Here is an 18,007-nt window from a genome sequence, read left to right as displayed (position 1 = left end):
GGCGCGGCCGCGCCCAGCGTCACCGCCATGGCCGCCGCCATGGCCAACGCTGCCGTGACGATCCGATTTCTCATCTGAGTGCCTCCCGTGAGCTTGGGCGCCGTTGACGGCCGCCCTTCGGCGCTCACGTTGGCAAGAGCCGTCGACAATCCGTCGACAACGGCTCCTAGCGGGCTGCACCAGCCTTCACGCCGACGAGGAACGCCGCCCACGACTCCGCGGACACCGGCAGGTGTGTGGCCGGCGCCTTGCTGTCCCGGACGCCGACGCCGTGCCCCACCTCGACGCAGTTGTCAGCGGTGCTGCTGTAGCTGCTCTTGCGCCAGTTGGTCATTGGAGACCCTCCAAGATTTCGTCGATCACCGCCCTCGATTCTTCACGATTGAGAGCGACGGCCGCGAGCCGCTTCACCCTGTCCTCGTACAGCGCGACGGTGTCCTTGTCGTCGAAGAACAAACCGCAGTTCAGGGTGTCCAGGAAGACCAGCGGCGGGTACTTCGGAAACCTCATCACGCGAAAGTCCCCCGCCACACCGGCATGTGCGCCGATCGACCTGGGGACGATGTGAAAGTTGATGTACTGGCGCACTGACATCCGCAACAGGTGGGCCAACTGCTCCCGCCACACCTCTTCGCCGCCCACCGGCAGCCAGAGCGCCTGCTCGTGCACGTAGAAGGTGAACGTCCGGCCCGGCCTGAGAATCTCCGCTCGTGCGATCCTCGCGGCGACGACCTTGGGAATGTCGTCCTTCTCGTGCGGCCCTTCCTCTGCAACGGCGTAGGCGTATTCAGGCGTCTGGACCAGGCCAGGCACGAGAATCATCGACGAAGCGACGATCTCGGTGGATTCCTTCTCGTGGTTGATGAGCGTGCGCAGCTGATCCGGCACTCCGTCCTCGGAGAACAGGAGAAGACCCTTCTCCCCCGCCTCCGCGAACAGACTCTGCAGGTGGCGTCGCTCCGCCAGCGGGATGCGGAGGTAGGCGAGCAGCACTTCGAGCTCGTGCTCGTCGATACCGCGTTTGCCGTTGACCGCTTCCGAGATCTGCGCCTCGTCGAAGTCCAGCTCCTCGGCCAGCTTGCGTTGGGTCAGGCCGGTCTTGGCGATGGCGGCGCGAAGCAGGTTGCCGAACTCGCGGCCCACGACGTTCGACTCTCTTTTGGGCATGCCGGAAAGCTAGAAGGCCGAAACCTCCCGGCTCCATCGTTTCGCCTCAAAACGCCCTGAAGGTGGGAGCCTTGGAAAAGCTCCAAACCGGCCGACGGGCGTGCCGGAACCTGCCTGATCGGCTCAGCGACGAGGCTTGTGGAGATCGGCGGGGTCGAAGGTGACGAAGACCGTGCCCGCGACGTGCACCGACTGCCGGCTGCCCGGTGTCAACGTCACGACATCCGAGTAGACGCCGTCATTCAACCGGTGGCAGTAGATGACCGGACCATCCGCGCCGTCGAGCTCGACTCGCCAGTACGCGGGCACTCCCGCCGCGGCCAGAGCAGCGGGCTTCTCCAGGCGATCGCTCTTCTTCGTGGACGGGCTGACGATCTCCACGACCAGTGCGACGTTCGCGACGTCGACGGACACCGTCTCGACGCGCTCGGTCGTCACGACCACGTCCGGGATGTAGCCGAAGTGCTCGCTGACCCGGACCCCGATGGCCGTCAGAGCCTCCATGCCTTCGGCAGCGACGGCGTCATCGAGGATTCGCACCAGCCTGTCGCCGACCCTCTGGTGTTTGGCCGCTGGAGCGGGGGTCACGACGAACCGCCCGTCGACCAACTCGATGCGACGGCCCTCTTGGGGGTCAAGACTCTCCCAGTCGTCCAGGGTGTAGCCGTCCAGACGCCGCGCAGTGGTCATTGCTTCACCCCTTGCCTGGCTCTCTGACTCCGGTCGACCCACAGTTCAGTGTTACACGTGCGGCCGTCATCGCCACAGGGACGATGACCACCACCGGGAAACACGCTAGAAGACCCAAAGCCCAAGGCGCCAGTCACTTGGGGCCGAACAACCGGAAAGAGCTACGCCTTGGAGCCGCTCCAAGGCCAGCGGCCGGGCGTCGCTCAGAGTTCGTGCGGCGTCGCGTTGGCCCACAGCGCTTCCGCCTCCCCGAGGAACGACTGGAAACCGACGCCGTCACCTGGGTTCATGACGAACTTGGGCGCGTCCAGGGCCTGGTAGGTGTAGTACTCCGCGTACAAGGCGGCTTTCTCGCCCCCGCTGTCCATCACGATCACGCCGGTGGACAGCGGATGGCCCGTCAGCCGCACCGAGAGATCACCTCCGGTGAGCCGCTTCAGTTCACCGAGCAGCCGCAGGCTTCCCTGGATCCGTTGCCGGGCCGTGTCACCTGACCGCTCCGCGTAGTACCGCTCCGCCAGCACGTCCACGGCGGGTGCGGACGGGTCGACGAGCAGGAACCGCACTGCCTGCCCGCGGCGCAGCCGGGCCTCGATCCGGCTGAACTGGGTGTTCAGGAACCCGTTCCTGGCGACACCGGTGATCAGCACTTCGTCGGCGGCGTCCAGGACCTCGGTGAGTTCCGGGCCGAACTCCTCGCTGAACACGGGACGACTGGCGCGGGCCGATCGGGCCTGAGCGCTCAGCGGCCACTCGGTACCTGACTCCCACAGCCGCTCGGCCTCCGCGCCGAAGTGCCGGTACCAGGGAGCGTCGGACTTCGCGAGCACCATGATCGGCGCCGCTTCCCCCTCCGGCTGGAACTCGTAGTGCTGAACGCAGACGACGCCGTTCGGCTTCTGCACGTCCACGCAGCTGAAGCCGACCGGCGGGACGTTGGAGAGCACCCGGATCTCCAACCGGCCACCGTGCCGCTCGCGCAAGGCGGACAGGTCGTCCAGGGTCGCCCGGATCCTGCTGCGCAACTGGTCGATGTTCTGCGGATGCCACCGATGGCGGTCCACTGTCGCCATGAGCGCGTCGTTGGTGGGGTCGAGCACCGCCACCCGCACCCGTCCGCCGCTCTTCAGGATGGCCGGCAGATCGGTGCGCATGCCCTGCACGGTCCTGGTCATGGTGAGACCGACCAGGAGGATGTCGGACGCCCTCGCCCGCCGGTCGATCAGGTCAGCCGGGAAGTCGGTGCGCAACACGACCGCGCCGGACCGCGCCCCGCTGATCTGCTGCGTCAGCTTCCTCGACTTGATCTGCGAGAACGCCAGGATCGCGAGCAACGCGAGCACCGCGGACGCCAGCGTCTTGACGTCCGAGATGCCCGTCACGCCGAGCACCGTGAAGACCAGGCCGACCAGCGCGAGGAGGTAGAGGTCGAGGTTGTCGTCGGTGACGAGGGCCTGGAACCTGCTGATCCACCGTCGCTCGCCGCTCACCGGATCCTCCGTTCACACGCCCTGGACACGCGAAAAGCCGGGAGGCAGGGGCCTCCCGGCTTCATCGTCTCAAGTCAGCAGACGGGCGCGAGCGGGGTCGTTTCGTCCGGCCCGGGCCGGCGGCGCCACCGGTCCAGCTTCGCGTGCTCGGTCAGCGTGATCAGCGCCTCCCGCACGGACAGCCGCACCCGCGGGTCGCAGTTCACGACCGGCACCTCGGGCGCGATGCCCATGCCCCGGATGATGGCCTTCACGTCCGACCGCACGGACGCGTGCACGTTGTTCAACGCCAGCACGTAGGGGATCCGGTGGTCCTCGAAGTACCGCATCGCGTCCACGGAGTCCGCGGGCCGCATCACGTCGAAGAGCACCACGGCACCCACGGCGCCGCGCACCACGTCTTTCCAGCCCGCGCGCGCGTCCTGCCACTGCGGGGCCACGAACAGGTGCAACGCCAGGCCGGGGTCGAGCCACACCCGGCCGAACTGGATGCGTACCAGCTCGGTGACCAGACCGGCGCGTTCCGGTGGGAGCGCTGTCATGGTCAGCAGATCGTTCTCCACGATCGACCTGATGAAGGTGCTCTTGCCAACGCCGAAGCCACCGGCGACGACGACTTTTGCCGAGGTCAGCTCCCGACCGGGCGGCCCGGGGGGCCCGAAATCGGGAAATCTAGAGCCGACGTAGTCCACTCAGCACTCTCTCCATCAACCCGAGGTCCGGCACCGCACCGCCCGCGGAAACAGTCTGATGCACGTCCACCAGACCTCGTTCCGCCATGTCGCCGAGCAACACCTTCACGACTCCCAGTGGGAGCCGCATCAGTGCGGCCACCTCCGCGACGGATCGCGGTGAGCGGCACAACTCGACGACGTGTTGGTGCTCAGCCTGCAAGATACCTGCAGACTGCCGACTCTGATCATTCGCGGAGACAAGTGTCTCGATCTCCAGGTCAACATTCGACCGAGTGCGCCCACCCGTCCAGGCATATGCACGCACGATCGAGGCGTCCTGGGGCTCCACGGCGGGAGACTCGTACGCCGGTGATTGTTCTTGCGGTGCAACGGGAGTCGCTTCTCGCTCGGACACCGGGGACGTGCGCGTCCGTTTACGGCCCGAGTCCAGGGAAAACCCGTTCATCAGGTCGGCGAACGTCTGCTCGACGGGCGTCTCAGCCCGTCTGCGTCGGCGGTGTGCGTCAGCGGCCGAACTCATGGATTCACCTCACGCTGTGCAGCTGCGCTCGCAGTTCGGGGGTGAGGATCTGGCCCACCTGGTCTACGACCACGGTCATCTCGTAGGCCACTTGGCCGACGTCGCTGTCGGGGGCGGCGAGAACCGCCAAACAAGACCCGTCTCGAATGGACATGAGGAGCATGATCCCGTAGTCCATCTCGATCACGGTGCGCAACACTCCGCCACCTTCGAAGCATCGTGAAGCGCTCATCGTCAACGCCGCGACACCGGAGGCGATGGCCGCCAGCTGCTCGGCGCGGTCGGGCGGCAGGCCTGTCGACTTGGTGAGCAACAGGCCGTCCACCGAGATGACGATCGCGTGGGCGACACCGGCCACGCGATCGGTGAAGTTCGTGATCAACCAGCCGAACTGGTCCACCTGGCGCGACTGCGGCGTGCTCATGCGTTCTCCCCGTTCCGCTGGCCGTTCCCCTGGCCTTTTCCGTTCCCGTTGCTGCCCAGCGGCGCCTGACGCAGGCCCGTCTGATAGCTCGCGAGAAAGCCTCGTGCTCGTTCCGGATCACGCTTCTGGCCCACGGCAGGGCGTGTGGTGCCGTTCTCGGGACGATCCGCGAGGTCGGGGAGCAGATTCTTACGCGGCGCCCGTTTCGGCAACCCGGCATCCGTCTCGCCGGCGTCCGTGGCGGGGTCGCCGGCCTGTTCCCAGACCGTCCCGCCGGGCTTCTTGCCGAACCAGGACGCCACTACGGACGGTGACGACGCAGGTGGGGGCGATTGGTCACCGTTGACCGGTTCGCCCGAGACCACGGTCCCGGAAAACCAGGAAGACGTCGTCTCATTTGGTGTCTCGACTGGCACGGGGTTCGGGGCGGCGGGCGCCGGGCGCGGGTTGCGCTGCGGCAGCGCCTCGTCGATCGCGGCGCCGCGGAACGAGGTCCACTCGGCCGACTCTCGAGGGTGCTCGATGGCCGGTGCGGGCGCTGGCGGTGGAGCGAGGTTCGGGGTCTTGACGACGACGTGCGGCTCCCTGGCGGCGGGCTGCTTGGTCAGCGCGGGCTTCGGCTGGGGCAGCGCGGCGTGGCGGGGCTGGGCGGGTGCCGCGGCGTCCTCGTGCGTGCGGACGAGTTCCGACGGCACGAGCACGAACGCCCGCAGGCCTTCCCTGCCCTCACCCGCGGCGCGCAGCCGGACGGTGATGCCGTGGCGGGCCGCGAGACGACCGACGACGAACAGACCCATCTGGCGCGACACCGGCACGTCTTCCTCTGTACCGGACGACAGCCGTTCGTTGGCCTCGGTGAGTTCGGCCGGGCCCATGCTGATGCCCTGGTCCGCGACCTCGACGAGCACCGAGCCCTGCTGGTCGATCCTTGAGCCGATCATGACCTGGGTGGCGGGCGCGGAGAACGCGGTGGCGTTGTCCAGCAGCTCCGCGACGAGCCGGACGAGGTCGCTGGCCGCGTAGCCGACGATCTCGACGGACGGCGTCGACTTCACCACGACCCGCTGGTAGTGCTCGATCTCCGACGCGGCGGCGCGCAGCACGTCGGCCAGCGGGACGGGCTGGTGGAACCGGCGGGCGACGTCGGTGCCGGACAGCACCATCAGGTTCTCGTTGTTGCGGCGCATGCGCGTCGCGAGGTGGTCGAGCTTGAAGAGGTTGGCGAGCTGCTCGGGGTTCTCCTCGTGCCGCTCCAGCTCCTCCATGAGCTTGAGCTGGCGTTCGACGAGGCCCTGCGAGCGGCGCGACAGGTTGACGAAGATGTTCTTCATGCCCGACCGCAGCGACGACTGCTCGACCGCGGAACGGATGGCCTGCTCGTGCACGGCGTCGAACGCGCGCGCCAGCTGGCCGAACTCCTCGGTGGTGTGCACGGGCACCGGTTCGATCTCGGTGTCCGGCTTGCGGTCTGCGCGGATCGCGGCCACGACCTCGGGGAGGTGGTGGTGCGCCACGTCGAGCGCGGAGTGCCGCAGCTCCGAGAGCGAGCGCAGCAGGTAGCGGCCGATGACGAAGCCGAGCGTGCCGGCGATGATCAGCATCGCGAGCAGGACGACCGCGGCGGCGCCGGCCTTGTTCGACGTGTCGTCCTGCAGCTGGGCTGCGGAGTTCCCGAGCTCGTCCTGCAACTGGCGGGCGACCTGTTCCATCAGGCGGGCGGTGGTGCCGGAGGCCTTGTTCCAGTCCTCCACGGCGATGCCGAACGACGGCGGCGGCTTCGGCTGGCCGGGACGCGTCGTCACCGGGGTGCCGTCCGGCTGCGTGAGCGCTCGTTCGACCAGCGCGGACCGGCTCGCGACGGCGGCACCGGTGACGGTCTGGTCGTACTCGCGGCGCTGTTCGGTCGTGCCGATGGCCTGGAAGTCGTTGATGCGGTCCTGCAGCCGGATGTCGGACTGTTCCAACATGCGGACCTCGGGGGCGAGGAGCCTGCCGCGCCCGATCCCGGCTAAGACGATCGCGTGCTGCAGCGAGACCTGCTCCTGCGCGATGACCATGTTGTGCAGCGCGAGCGCGGTGCCGGCGATGACCTCGTCGCCGAACTGGCTGACGAGCGCCTGTTCGAAGTCCAGCAACGACTTCACGACCGAGGTGTAGCCGGTGGTGCCGCCGGACGGGTCGCCGCCGTCGCCGCCTTGGGCGACCTTCTCCCGCAGGTTCTTCAACGTCTCGAGCTGACCGCCGAGCTCGCTGAAGCGGTTGCGCGCGACGTCGCTCAGCCCGTCGGTGCGCTCGACGCGGCGGCGCACGGTCGCGGCGGCGTTGTCGGTGGCGCTGATCTGGTTCTGGTAGGCGCCGACGCCGGAACCGCTGGTCGCGCTCTGAGCGGCGAGAGTGCGTTCCTGCTGGACGCTGGAGATCAAAGGGGCGAGATCCGCCCGCAGCCGCACCAGGCCCTGCATCTGCACGTAGTTGTTGGACCGGTCGACGTATCCGGAGATCTGCAGTGCGCCCGCGCCGACCGCGACGGCCACCGGCACGAGGAGCACGACGCCGAGCTTGACGGGCAGGCGCCAGTTGCGCCAGTCGCTGATCTTTCTCCACTCGACATTCACGAAATGATCCCCAAGGCGCGCTCGAAGTGCCCCACTATCGGCTACCTCCTGGCCTGGTGAATCCCCGTGAGTCAAGACACCCGCAGCGCGATATCGAGATCAGCCGTATCGGGTGTCAGCGGATACTAAGCCAGAGAGCGTGACGCGACAACGACCTGGGGCGTGTACGACTCGTCACCCAGTGTGACAGTCCACCTCATGGGGTGGTCCTGCGAGTTCAGGGGATTGACTCGTCGCCACGCGTGGTTACGCTTGCGCCCTTCCATCCCTGTCCGGTCACAGCCTGTGCTCAGGCGCTCACCGGGTACTCCCCGTAACGAATGCGAGCGGTTGATGACGAAGGCGCTGCCCTCCGTGTCACGCCCGGCGCAGCCCGGATTCGCGACCTTTGACGAGCCACATCACTCATTGCTTATCGATGGTGACGGTGAGCCTGATTTCGGTGCCATCCAAACGAGTGAGGATTTCCTCGCGCTGAAGCGCCGGGTGACGCGATTTATTCTCCCCGCAACGGTGCTGTTCCTCGCTTGGTACGTCACGTTCGTATTGCTTTCGGCTTACGCCGCCGACTTCATGAGCACTCGGCTGTTCGGAACCGTGAACGTCGGCCTGACGATGGGATTGCTCCAGTTCGTCACCACGATCATCATCACGATGGCGTACGCCCGTTACTCCAAGAAGACGCTCGACCCGCAGGTCGAGAAAGTGCGTGCACTGGCGGAAACCGATGAGGAGCTCGCGTGACCGGGGCGAACACCGCGATCAACCTGTCGGTCTTCGGCATCTTCGTCCTGCTGACGCTCTACATCGTCTACCGCGCTTCCGCGCGGAACGTGAGCGCCTCGGACTACTACGCCGCGGGCAGCAGCTTCACCGGAACCCAGAACGGCATCGCACTGTCGGGTGACTTCCTGTCCGCGGCGTCGTTCCTCGGCATCTCCGGCGCCATCGCCGTGAACGGCTACGACGGCTTCCTCTACTCGATCGGCTGGGTCGTCGCCTGGTTGATCGGCCTGATGCTGATCGCCGAACGACTGCGCAACACCGGCCGCTACACCATGGGCGACGTCATGGCGTTCCGCATGCGCCAGCGCCCCGTGCGCGCGGCCGCGGCGAACGCCACGCTGGTGATCTCGCTCTTCTACATGATCGCGCAGATGGCGGGCGCCGGCGGCCTGATGGCGTTGCTGCTGGACGTCCACAGCAAGATCGGCCAGGCCATCATCATCGCCGTCGTGGGCATCGTCATGGTGCTGTACGTGCTGGTCGGCGGCATGAAGGGCACCACGTGGGTGCAGATCATCAAGGCCGTGCTGCTGCTTCTGTCGGTGTCACTGCTGACGATCTTCCTGATCGGCAAGTTCGGCTTCGACTTCTCCTCGATGCTGGAGCGCGCGACGCAGAAGTCGCCGCTGGGCGAGGCCGTGCTGTCGCCGGGCGTGAAGTACGGCGGGAGCAACCTTTCCAAAATCGACTTCCTGTCGCTGGCGCTGGCCCTGGTGCTCGGCACCGCGTCACTCCCGCACGTGCTGATGCGCTTCTACACAGTGCCCAACGCGCGTGAGGCACGGAAGTCCGTCGTCTGGGCCACCTGGATGATGGTGATCTTCTACTCGTGCACCCTGGTCATCGGCTTCGGCGCGATGGCGCTGGTGGGTACGGACAAGATCACCGGCGCTCCTGGCGGCGAGAACTCGGCCGCGCCGCTGCTGGCGTTCCAGGTCGGCGGCACGGTGCTGCTCGGCATCGTGTGCGCGGTGGCGTTCGCCACGATCCTCGCCGTGGTCGCCGGTCTGACGCTGACCGCGTCGGCGTCGTTCGCGCACGACGTCTACGCGAACGTCATCAAGCACGGTGAGGCGGACCCGCGGGACGAGGTGCGGATCGCCCGCATCACCGCGGTCTGCGTGGGTGTGCTCGCGATCGTCGGCGGCATCGCGGCGAACGGGCAGAACGTCGCCTTCCTGGTCGCGCTGGCGTTCGCGCTGGCCGCGTCCGCGAACCTGCCGACGCTGCTGTACTCCATGTTCTGGAAGCGGTTCAACACGCGCGGCACGTTGTGGAGCATCTACGGCGGTCTCACGTCGTGCGTGCTGCTCATCGTCTTCTCCCCCGCCATTTCCGGGTCGAAGTCGTCGGTGTTCCCGGACGTGGACTTCGCGTTCTTCCCGCTCTCCAACCCCGGCATCGTGTCGATCCCGCTCTCGTTCCTGGCCGGGTTCCTGGGCACGGTCCTGGGCGGCGAGCCGGCGGACCCGGAGAAGCAGGCGGAGATGGAAGTGCGCGGACTGACCGGCATCGGCTCAGGTCTGCGCTAGCAGGCCCGCCACCGCCTCGTTGAAGACCTCGGGGCGTTCCAGGTTCGGCATGTGGGCGGCGCCGTCGACCACGACCAGCGTCGAACCCGGAACGCGCTCGTGCATGTACTCGGCGTCTTTCAGCGGCGTGTACTCGTCGTCGCTGCCCACCACCACGAGCGTCGGCACGGTGACAGCTTCGAGTGTCGCCGTGTAGTCAGGCCGTTCCGCACGGCCCCTTAGTGCCGCCGCAGCACCTTCTGCCGGTGCGCCGTGCATCATCTTCGCGACGTGCTCGCCCGCCGCGGTGTTGTGCGGTGCCACCATCTTCCACAGGACCTCGGTGGCGTAACCGGACATGCCCTCGCGCAGCAGCCGGTCCGCCATGTCGTTGCGGTTCCGGTGGCCCTGCGGGGTTTCGGGCTGGGCGAACGTGTCGGCGAGGATCAGGCCGCGAATCCGCTGCGGGAACTGGCGTGCGCACTCCATGACGATCTGCCCGCCCATCGACAGCCCGCCGAGCACGAACCTCTCGACGCCGAGGTGGTCGAGCAGCCCGGCGACGTCCCCGGCGAACACCGCCAGCGGTGTCTTGCCGGGGACGACGGTGCTTTCGCCGTAGCCGCGCAGGTCCGCGGCGATCACCCGCCAGCCGGCGGCGGTGAAGTGCTCGACCTGCGGCCGCCACATCGAGCGGTCGAACGGGTGCCCGTGCACCAGCACCAGCACGTCGTCGCCGGTGCCTTCGTCGTCGTATCCGATGGTGATGCCGTTGACGCTCGCGGTGCTCATGCACCCAACGGTAGCCAGGTCATCGAGACGCGGTCGCCCGGATCGCCGCACTCAAACGAGCCGCGGCCTCCTGGCCGGTGAACTTGAACCCGAGCGACGGTTCGGTCAGCTCCAGCTCCAGCAGCAACGGCTCGCCGTCCGGACCCTCGACGACGTCCACGCGTGCGTAGAGGAAGTCCTGGCGCCGCAACGAAAGCAGCTCGGCCGCCACGTCGAGCACCTGGTCGGCGAGCTTCACCTGCCGCTCGGACGGCTCGATGGCGCGCAGCTTCTCCTCGACGTACAGCCCGGACTCCGACTCGGGCAGGCCCTGCGCCAGCATCGGTCCCTTGTGGAACGAGTGGGAGTACTCGCCCGCGAAGAACACCAGCGCGGTCTCGCCGTTCGCGTCCACACTGGACTGATAGGGCTGCACGAGTGCTTTGACGCCAAGGGCTTCGAAGTGCACGCGTGCCTCGACGTGGTCGGTGAACCGGGCGGCACCGCGCGAGCCCGCGCCGATCGCCGGCTTCACCACGAACTCGCCGTCGGGGAAGTCGGGTTCGCCACCCGGTTCCACGACCGCGGTGGGCACCACGGCGACACCGTGTGCGGCGAGCTCGACCAGATAGGACTTGTCGGTGTTCCAGCGGACCACGGACACCGGGTTCGCCAACGCGGGCACGGTCTCGCACCACGCCAGGAAGTCGTCCAGGCGCTCGGTGTAGTCCCAGGTCGCGCGCAGCACCACGAGATCGGCGTCGACCCCGGAGCCCCACGGCTGCCACCCGACGTCCACGCCGTCGCGCCGCAGGGCGTCGATCAGCGCGTCCTCGTCGCCGTCACCGTTGGGCAGCGCGGCGCACGAGGCGAGCACGACCTTCATGACTGCATCTTGGCCATCTTGCGGCGGTGCGCGAAACCGATCTGGGTGGCGGCGGTGGTCTCGCGGTCCCATTCGGCCTGCTCGACGTTGTCGACCGCCTCGACGGCCTTGGTGGCGGACTCGACGTCCTTCGCCATCACGTCGCCCATGGCGCCGTCCGCGCCGACCAGCACGATCCGCGCGCCGGCCCGGCCGATCGGTTCGACGACGGCCCTGACCGCCGTGCCCGGCTTGCCGTGGGCCGTCACGAACTCGGCGATGCGCTTCTGAGTGGTTTGATCAGACACCCCCACACTGTAAAACCACCGGGTAACTTCAGTCGGGTGACCACCGACACCCTCACGTCGTTCCTCTCGTGGTACTTCGATCATCACCCCGCCCACGCGGCCCAGGTCGGCTCACTCGAGCACTACTCGACGTTCGGGGACTTCTCCGCCACGGCGTTCGAGCAACGGGCCAGGGAGAACGGCGCGTGGCTGGCGCGGCTGGAGCCGTTGCCGAGGTCGGTGGATCGCGATCTCGCGCTGTCGGTGCTGCGCGGGCAACTCGCGATGGAGGCGTGGCCGGGCTGGCGGCGCGACCCGCACGAGTACTCCGGGATGGTCTTCTTCGGGCTGCTGGCGCCGTTCCTGCACCGGCTGCTGCCCGAGGCCGAGCTCGTCGCCGCCGCGATCGCGAAGCTGCGCGAGGTGCCGTCGGTCTTCGCGGCCGCCGAGGCGAACCTCGACGCGTCGCTGGCGTCGCCGCTGGTCGTGCGGCGGACGTGCGACCAGGTGAAGACGGGGCGTTCGTTCGTGCTCGACTCGCTGCCGCTGCTGGTGGGTTCACCCGAGCTGCGCGCTCAGCTGGTCGAGGCCGCCGGGCCCGCCGCGGAGGCGTTCGACCGGCACGCGGCGTTCCTGGAGGAGCTCGCCCTGCGCGCGACCGGCGACTGGCGGATGGGCGAGAAGCTCTACTCGACCATGTTGCAGGACAAGGAGTTGCTCGGTTACGGCGCGCCGGAGCTGCACCAGCGCGGGCAGGACGCCTACGCCGCGTTGGAAGCCGAACTGATCGACCTGGCGGGCTCCGCGGACTGGCGCACGGCGATGAGCTCGTTGCAGGACGACCACCCGCCAACGCTGGAGGCGATGCGCGCGGAGTACGAGGCCGAGACGCAGCGCGCGCGTGCGGCCCTGGTCGAACACTCGCTGGTGACGCTGCCCGAGGGCGAGGAGTGCAGCGTCGTGCCGTCGCCGCCGTTCCACCGGGCGATCATGGCGGTCGCGAGTTACCTGGGGCCGCCGCCGCTGACGTCCAGACGGGCCGGCTACTTCTTCGTGCCGTTCACGCCGGACGACGCCACGGACGAGCAGATCACCCACCGCCTGCGCACCAACGCGCGCCCGCAGATGCCGACGATCGCGGTGCACGAGGCGTACCCCGGTCACCACTGGCACGCGGCGTGGGTGGCGGCGCAGGGGTCGGCGCACCCGTTGCGGAAGGTGTTCCGGACGTCGTACTTCTCCGAAGGCTGGGCCCTGTACTCGGAGAAGCTGCTGCGGTCGGTCGGCTACTACCGGACCACCGCGTCCCTGATGGGACACGTCGAGGCGCGGCTGTTCCGGGCGGCGCGGATGGTCGTCGACACGGCGCTGCACTGCGGCGACATGACACCGGCGGAGGCCGAGGCGTTCATGGTGGCGCGCACGGCCCTGACGCCGGGCACGGCCGTGGGCGAGGTGAAGCGGTACTGCGCGTGGCCGACGCAGGCGCCGTCGTACCTGACCGGTGCGCTGGAGATCGACCTCATCCGCGACGAGTACCTGGCCGCGGGGCTGGGGTCGTTGCGCGACTTCCACGACCGGATCGCCGGGTCTGGCGCGTTGCCGCTGGGGCTCGCGCGCCGCGTGGCGCTGGGCGAGGACTGAAGGCATGGTTCCCATCTGACGGAACCGGGAACACCGCGGTCGCGGCCGGGGTTGACCGGGTTGAGTCGATCAAGGAGGACAGATGCCCAAGGCAGTGGTGGTGCGTTCGGCCGGTGGACCGGAGGTGCTGGAACACACCGACGTGCCGTCGCCCGTGCCCGGTGACGGCGAGCTGCTGGTGCGGGTCGGCGCCGCGGGCGTCAACTACATCGACACCTACCAGCGCAGCGGCCAGTACCAGGTGCCGTTGCCCACCGCTTTGGGGCTTGAGGGCGCGGGCGTGGTCGTCGAGTCCAACTCCACGGAGTTCTCCGTGGGCGACCGCGTGGCGTGGATGTCCGTGCTGGGCAGTTACGCGTCCGAGGTCGTGGTGCCGGCTTCGGCTGCCGTGCGAGTGCCGGACGGGCTGGACGTCGAACTGGCGGCGGCCGCGCTGTTGCAGGGCATCACCGCGCACTACCTGACGCACTCGACGCACGTCGTGAAGGAAGGCGACCGGGTGCTGGTCCACGCGGCCGCCGGTGGCGTCGGGTTGCTGCTCACGCAGTGGGCGAAGTCGAAGGGCGCGTTCGTCGTCGCGACGGTGTCGACCGACGAGAAGGAGGCGCTGGCCAGGGAGGCCGGCGCGGACCAGGTCCTGCGGTACGGGGACTTCGCGGCGCAGATCGAGAAGGTCGACGTCGTGTACGACGGGGTCGGCAAGGACACGTTCGACCAGTCGCTGGCGTCGTTGAAGCCGCGCGGACTGCTGGCGTTGTTCGGGGCGTCGTCCGGCTCGGTGCCGCCGGTGGACCCGCAGCGCCTGAACGCGGCCGGGTCGGTCTACCTCACGCGGCCGTCGACCGGGGCGTACCTGCTGGACCGCGCCGAGTACGAGTGGCGGGCCGCGGACCTGTTCGGGGCGATCGTCGACGGCACCCTGAACATCCGGATCGGCGGACGCTACAAGCTGGAAGAGGCAGCACAAGCCCACACGGACCTACAGGCACGCCGAACCACCGGCAAGCTCCTGCTCCTGCCGTAGGTCACAGGTTCGGCCCGAGCTGTCGATGAAGGGCTCCTTCATCCACCTCAAGTGGATGAAGGAGCCCTTCATCGACGTCACGCGGCGGGGGTGACCTTCACGCCGTCGATCACGAAGACGAGCGTCTCGTTCGCCTTGATGCCCTGACCGCCCTGGCCGTACCCCTTGGCGGGCGGCACGATCAGCAGCCGCCGCCCCTTCTCCTTGAGGCCGACGATGCCCTCGTTCCAGCCGTCGATGACCGGCGCCTTGCCGACGTTCTCGACGTCGAACGGCTCGCCGCGCTCGAAGGAGCTGTCCAGCACCTTCTTGTCGGAGAACGTCGTGAGCTGGTAGTTCACCGTGGCCGTCGTGCCCGTCTTCACCTCGGCGCCGGTGCCCTGCACCAGGTCCTTGATGATGAGCTCGTCGGTGGGCTTGCACGCGGGGATCTCGACCTTGGGCGCCGCCCCGAAGTCGCCGGTGACCTTGAAGTCGTCGGCCTTGCAGGGGGTCGACGAAGTACCCGTCGAGGGCTGGGCCGAGCTGCCGCAGCCCGCGAGGCCGGTGGCCGCCGCAAGCGCCAGGGACGCGATGAGCAGGACGTTACGCATGGTGGGTGAGCGTATTCGGAACGGTGTTAGCGGGGTGTAGCAGGTAGGGGTCGGGTGCCGTCCGCCTCAGCGGGCATCGGGCGGCAGGGTGGCGGAGTGCTGCGCCTCGCGGACCAACGGCGGACGACGCTGAGCGGACTAGAACACGCGGCGTGGGTGCGTTCGGGTGGGTGGGTCACCCTCATCCGACACGCCGAGCGCCGGCCGCGACTGGGTGTCACCGAAGTGCACGAGTACGGGCCGACAGCGGCGCTCAAGGGCGGTTATTCCGGTGCTAAATGTCGCACGAATAGCAGCTTCCTTATCTTTTGACCGACGCGTACAGTAACTCCGCGCACTTGATCGGACACCGACCGCATTCGTCCGTTCGGGTAGCGGCCACTGAGGTGACCCAGGAGGTGGGACACGTGTCCGCGGAGGCCGGAGGCATCCGCAGCAACCTGATCCAGGAGTTGTTTTGGACTCGGACCGGGTTGCTCCTCCTCATACTCGTCACGACGTCGGGTGCGTCGCTGGCCATTTCCAGTCAAATGGATTCCGGCACAGCGAGAAACCTGCTGGCGGCGCTGGGCACGGGCACGCTCATTTCGGCGGTGGTGAGCTTCACGCAGACGTTGATCACGTCGAAAGCCGCGCAGAAGGCGCTTCTCGCCCCGGTCATCGAGGAGAGTCGCAAAGCGCTCAAGGAGCTGAGCCAGGAGTACCGGTCGCTCGACCGCGAGTTCTTCCCCAGTCACGTGTTCGAGCCGACGGCCAAGCCGGACCCGGTGTTCAACCAGCTCATGATGCAGGACCTGGAGCGGACGCGGCTGTACTGCTTCCGCGGGTTCGCCGGGCGGTACGCGGCCGGCCGGGTGCTGCTGTCGCAGACGGAATGCGAGCTCAGGGCCGTGCTGGCGGATCCGCGTGATGACAACGCGATCAGCGGCCGGGCGCGGTACCTGCTGCGCAACGAGGGCGCGGACGGCGACTACGACGAGATCCAGCAGACGCTCAAGGAGCAGATCGGCATCGGGCTCGTCGGGCTCTTCGCGGCGCGCAGCCGGTGCAGCAGGATCGACGTCACCATCGTTTCGGATCCGCCGCTCGATCGGCTGGAGCTGTTCGACGACTCGGTCTGGATGACGCTCTACAGCAACACCGCCGGAGCGCTGAGGCCATATCCGCGGACGCTCAGGTTCACCGAGAGCTCGTTCCTGTACGCGATGGAACGCGCTGAGTTCCTGCGGATCAGCAATTCCAGGGCCGGCTATCACTTCGTCATCACGCCAGGTACGTCGAGAAGCGATTTCCTGGCGTTGTACGAGAAGATCACCGGCGACACTCTCACCGCGACCGGGTTCGCGGAACTCGAGAAGAAGTTCCACGCATTCCGGCGCGAATTCTCCACATCCGCTCAGTTGAGGAGCTGATCGATCTTGCTAGCCGAGTTCACCGGGTTGTCCGCGCTCGAGGAGCTCGCCGCCCGGGTGAAGCGCGCCGAATTTCCCGTCGTGGACCACTGGACCGACGTCGGCACGTGGTTTCGCGAATGGGCGGCGCGGCCGGATCTGCGCAAGGAACTTCGCGCGTACATCGACGGGCTCACCCCTCAGGAGGCGACCTGGGTGATCGCGCATTCCCGGGAGACGACGACGCACTTCGCGTGGTGCCTGAGGGACGAGCCGGACGAACCGTTCACGTTCTGGTTGCACGAGTACAAACCGCTGACGGACTGGCGGGCCGGCTACGCGGACTCGGTCCACAACCACCGGTACCACTTCTGCACCACCATCCTGAGCGGCGCCTACCTGCACGAACGTTTTGACGCCCGGCTCGGCCTCGGCGGTCGCACGATCGTCGCCACGGAGCTCACGAAACGCACTCAGTGCACTGAAGGCACCACGGGCACGTTGCTCGCGCACGAGTTCCACCGCATCCCACGCGCGGCGGAGGGGACCATGACGTTCCTCGTCAAGTCACGTGCCGTCACGCCGTGGAGCCTCAGCTACGACCCGGACACCGGGATCAGCCACCGGCACGTGCCGGTCGAGGACCGACTGGAGGATCTGACGAACAACCTGTAGAGGCCCCTGCACGCGCATACCATCAGCCCACCCGGTGGGAGGGCTGATGATGCGTACGCGCACAACGATTCCTAGGTCTGTCATCGCGGACGTGGAGCAGCGCGTGAGGCGGCTGTGCGAGGACCTGGCCGCGAAGCTGCAGTTCCACGGCTGGCACCACGTGAGCTTCGTCCGCGACAAGTCCGTGCACTTCGCCGAACGCAACGGCGCCGCGAGGGACGTCGTCGAGGTCGCCGCCCTGGTGCACGACCTCAACTACATGGTCCGCCGCAACTCGCTGCCGACCGACGGCGAGGCGCTGCGCCGGAAGGTCCTCTTCGTCGCGGGCGTCTCCCAGGGCGACATCGAGTGGATCGAACGCATCGTCCTCGAGGCCGAGATGCGCACCCGCCACCGCGACATCTCGCTGGAGGGGCAGGCCCTCTCCGACGCCGACACGCTGTTCAAGGCGCTCCCCGTCACCCCGGTCGTGCTGGCGCACAAGTACCTGCAGGAGAACGGCATCACGCTGCGCGAGCTCGCGTACAAGATCGTGGGCGAGCAGGTGGGCAAGGCCGACGAGGGCTACTACTTCTACGACGCCGAGGCCGCCGCGACCTACACGAAGTGGGCCGAGACGAACCTCCTGTTGTGGAAGTGCATCGTCGAGTCGCTCGACGACCCGTGCGTCGAGGACCTGCTGACCAAGGTGGCGTCCTAGTAGTGCTTTGTCGGGTCCGGAGGGACGGACTTCCGCGACAGCAGGCACAGGCGACCCGATGGTCGCGCTCTCACGATGCCGCACCTGTGAGTTGGTTGTAGTTACGACCCGATGTAATCGATTGCAGATCACCTCAACTACCACCAACTGCGCTGGTAG

The 18,007-nt window shown here is 67.7% G+C and carries 19 protein-coding genes; 7 read left to right on the top strand and 12 right to left on the bottom strand.

The window, feature by feature from the left end; all coding sequences use genetic code 11:
- Positions 1 to 166: 166 nt before the first annotated feature.
- The 8 genes from B0F77_RS43895 to B0F77_RS43860 all read right to left on the bottom strand — a co-directional run bounded on the left by B0F77_RS43895 (position 167) and on the right by B0F77_RS43860 (position 7,601).
- Positions 167 to 334: a DUF397 domain-containing protein gene (locus B0F77_RS43895; protein WP_086669007.1), complete on the bottom strand. Its 168-nt coding sequence runs from the start codon at positions 332 to 334 to the stop codon at positions 167 to 169.
- The gene (locus B0F77_RS43890; RefSeq protein ID WP_086669006.1) at positions 331 to 1,167 is read right to left on the bottom strand and encodes a helix-turn-helix domain-containing protein; all 837 of its coding nucleotides are present in this window, start codon (positions 1,165 to 1,167) and stop codon (positions 331 to 333) included. The genes B0F77_RS43895 and B0F77_RS43890 overlap by 4 nt, the downstream gene beginning before the upstream one ends.
- 123 nt (positions 1,168 to 1,290) lie before the next feature.
- A complete protein-coding gene (locus B0F77_RS43885; protein ID WP_086669005.1) occupies positions 1,291 to 1,857 on the bottom strand; it encodes a Uma2 family endonuclease in 567 nt (188 codons plus the stop codon).
- Between the two features lie 203 nt (positions 1,858 to 2,060).
- A complete protein-coding gene (locus B0F77_RS49460) occupies positions 2,061 to 3,347 on the bottom strand; it encodes a DUF5919 domain-containing protein (RefSeq protein ID WP_211294339.1) in 1,287 nt (428 codons plus the stop codon).
- A gap of 74 nt (positions 3,348 to 3,421) precedes the next feature.
- Entirely contained in the window at positions 3,422 to 3,910 is a 489-nt protein-coding gene (locus B0F77_RS43875) for an ATP-binding protein (protein ID WP_143467232.1), read from the bottom strand.
- Between the two features lie 109 nt (positions 3,911 to 4,019).
- Positions 4,020 to 4,487, bottom strand: a complete 468-nt coding sequence (locus B0F77_RS43870) for a DUF742 domain-containing protein (protein WP_245849466.1) — start codon at positions 4,485 to 4,487, stop codon at positions 4,020 to 4,022.
- Positions 4,488 to 4,566: 79 nt separating this feature from the next.
- Positions 4,567 to 4,986, bottom strand: a complete 420-nt coding sequence (locus B0F77_RS43865; RefSeq protein ID WP_086669003.1) for a roadblock/LC7 domain-containing protein — start codon at positions 4,984 to 4,986, stop codon at positions 4,567 to 4,569.
- Complete coding sequence (locus B0F77_RS43860) at positions 4,983 to 7,601, bottom strand: sensor histidine kinase (protein WP_086669002.1); 2,619 nt, start codon at positions 7,599 to 7,601, stop codon at positions 4,983 to 4,985. The genes B0F77_RS43865 and B0F77_RS43860 overlap by 4 nt, the downstream gene beginning before the upstream one ends.
- A gap of 333 nt (positions 7,602 to 7,934) precedes the next feature.
- Here B0F77_RS43860 and B0F77_RS43855 point away from each other — a divergent pair, with 333 nt between their 5' ends.
- Together B0F77_RS43855 and B0F77_RS43850 are read left to right on the top strand one after the other, a co-directional pair.
- Entirely contained in the window at positions 7,935 to 8,345 is a 411-nt protein-coding gene (locus B0F77_RS43855) for a DUF485 domain-containing protein (RefSeq protein WP_086669001.1), read from the top strand.
- Complete coding sequence (locus B0F77_RS43850; protein WP_086669000.1) at positions 8,342 to 9,919, top strand: solute symporter family protein; 1,578 nt, start codon at positions 8,342 to 8,344, stop codon at positions 9,917 to 9,919. The genes B0F77_RS43855 and B0F77_RS43850 overlap by 4 nt, the downstream gene beginning before the upstream one ends.
- Here the strand turns inward: B0F77_RS43850 and B0F77_RS43845 are convergent.
- Genes B0F77_RS43845 through B0F77_RS43835 form a run of 3 tightly spaced genes read right to left on the bottom strand, consistent with a single transcriptional unit; the run spans position 9,905 to position 11,842 of the window.
- Entirely contained in the window at positions 9,905 to 10,690 is a 786-nt protein-coding gene (locus B0F77_RS43845; protein WP_086668999.1) for an alpha/beta fold hydrolase, read from the bottom strand. The genes B0F77_RS43850 and B0F77_RS43845 overlap by 15 nt on opposite strands.
- Before the next feature lie 19 nt (positions 10,691 to 10,709).
- Positions 10,710 to 11,555, bottom strand: coding sequence for an ATP-grasp domain-containing protein (locus B0F77_RS43840; protein ID WP_086668998.1), 846 nt, complete (start codon positions 11,553 to 11,555; stop codon positions 10,710 to 10,712).
- Positions 11,552 to 11,842, bottom strand: coding sequence for a hypothetical protein (locus B0F77_RS43835; RefSeq protein WP_245849464.1), 291 nt, complete (start codon positions 11,840 to 11,842; stop codon positions 11,552 to 11,554). The genes B0F77_RS43840 and B0F77_RS43835 overlap by 4 nt, the downstream gene beginning before the upstream one ends.
- A 36-nt stretch (positions 11,843 to 11,878) precedes the next feature.
- Here B0F77_RS43835 and B0F77_RS43830 point away from each other — a divergent pair, with 36 nt between their 5' ends.
- Both B0F77_RS43830 and B0F77_RS43825 read left to right on the top strand, forming a co-directional pair.
- Positions 11,879 to 13,465: a DUF885 domain-containing protein gene (locus B0F77_RS43830; protein ID WP_086668996.1), complete on the top strand. Its 1,587-nt coding sequence runs from the start codon at positions 11,879 to 11,881 to the stop codon at positions 13,463 to 13,465.
- A gap of 82 nt (positions 13,466 to 13,547) precedes the next feature.
- Positions 13,548 to 14,489, top strand: a complete 942-nt coding sequence (locus B0F77_RS43825; protein ID WP_086668995.1) for a quinone oxidoreductase family protein — start codon at positions 13,548 to 13,550, stop codon at positions 14,487 to 14,489.
- A 77-nt stretch (positions 14,490 to 14,566) separates the two neighbouring features.
- Here the strand turns inward: B0F77_RS43825 and B0F77_RS43820 are convergent, their stop codons facing one another.
- Positions 14,567 to 15,082, bottom strand: coding sequence for an FKBP-type peptidyl-prolyl cis-trans isomerase (locus tag B0F77_RS43820; protein WP_086668994.1), 516 nt, complete (start codon positions 15,080 to 15,082; stop codon positions 14,567 to 14,569).
- A 530-nt stretch (positions 15,083 to 15,612) separates the two neighbouring features.
- On the opposite strand from B0F77_RS43820, the gene B0F77_RS43815 reads away from it, so the two are divergent.
- Genes B0F77_RS43815 through B0F77_RS43805 form a run of 3 tightly spaced genes read left to right on the top strand, consistent with a single transcriptional unit; the run spans position 15,613 to position 17,848 of the window.
- A complete protein-coding gene (locus B0F77_RS43815) occupies positions 15,613 to 16,494 on the top strand; it encodes a hypothetical protein (RefSeq protein ID WP_425435819.1) in 882 nt (293 codons plus the stop codon).
- Between the two features lie 6 nt (positions 16,495 to 16,500).
- On the top strand, positions 16,501 to 17,148 hold the full coding sequence (locus B0F77_RS43810; protein WP_086668992.1) for a hypothetical protein: 648 nt from the start codon (positions 16,501 to 16,503) through the stop codon (positions 17,146 to 17,148).
- A 49-nt stretch (positions 17,149 to 17,197) separates the two neighbouring features.
- Positions 17,198 to 17,848 carry an HD domain-containing protein gene (locus tag B0F77_RS43805; protein ID WP_086668991.1) on the top strand — a complete coding sequence of 217 codons (651 nt, stop codon included), beginning with the start codon at positions 17,198 to 17,200 and terminating at the stop codon, positions 17,846 to 17,848.
- Positions 17,849 to 18,007 lie beyond the last annotated feature (159 nt).

Origin of the sequence: Lentzea kentuckyensis (genome assembly GCF_002150765.1) — a bacterium.
GTDB classification, from domain to species: domain Bacteria; phylum Actinomycetota; class Actinomycetes; order Mycobacteriales; family Pseudonocardiaceae; genus Lentzea; species Lentzea kentuckyensis.
Note: the sequence above shows the minus strand (reverse complement) of the source record. Positions and strands in the feature narration are given on the sequence as shown.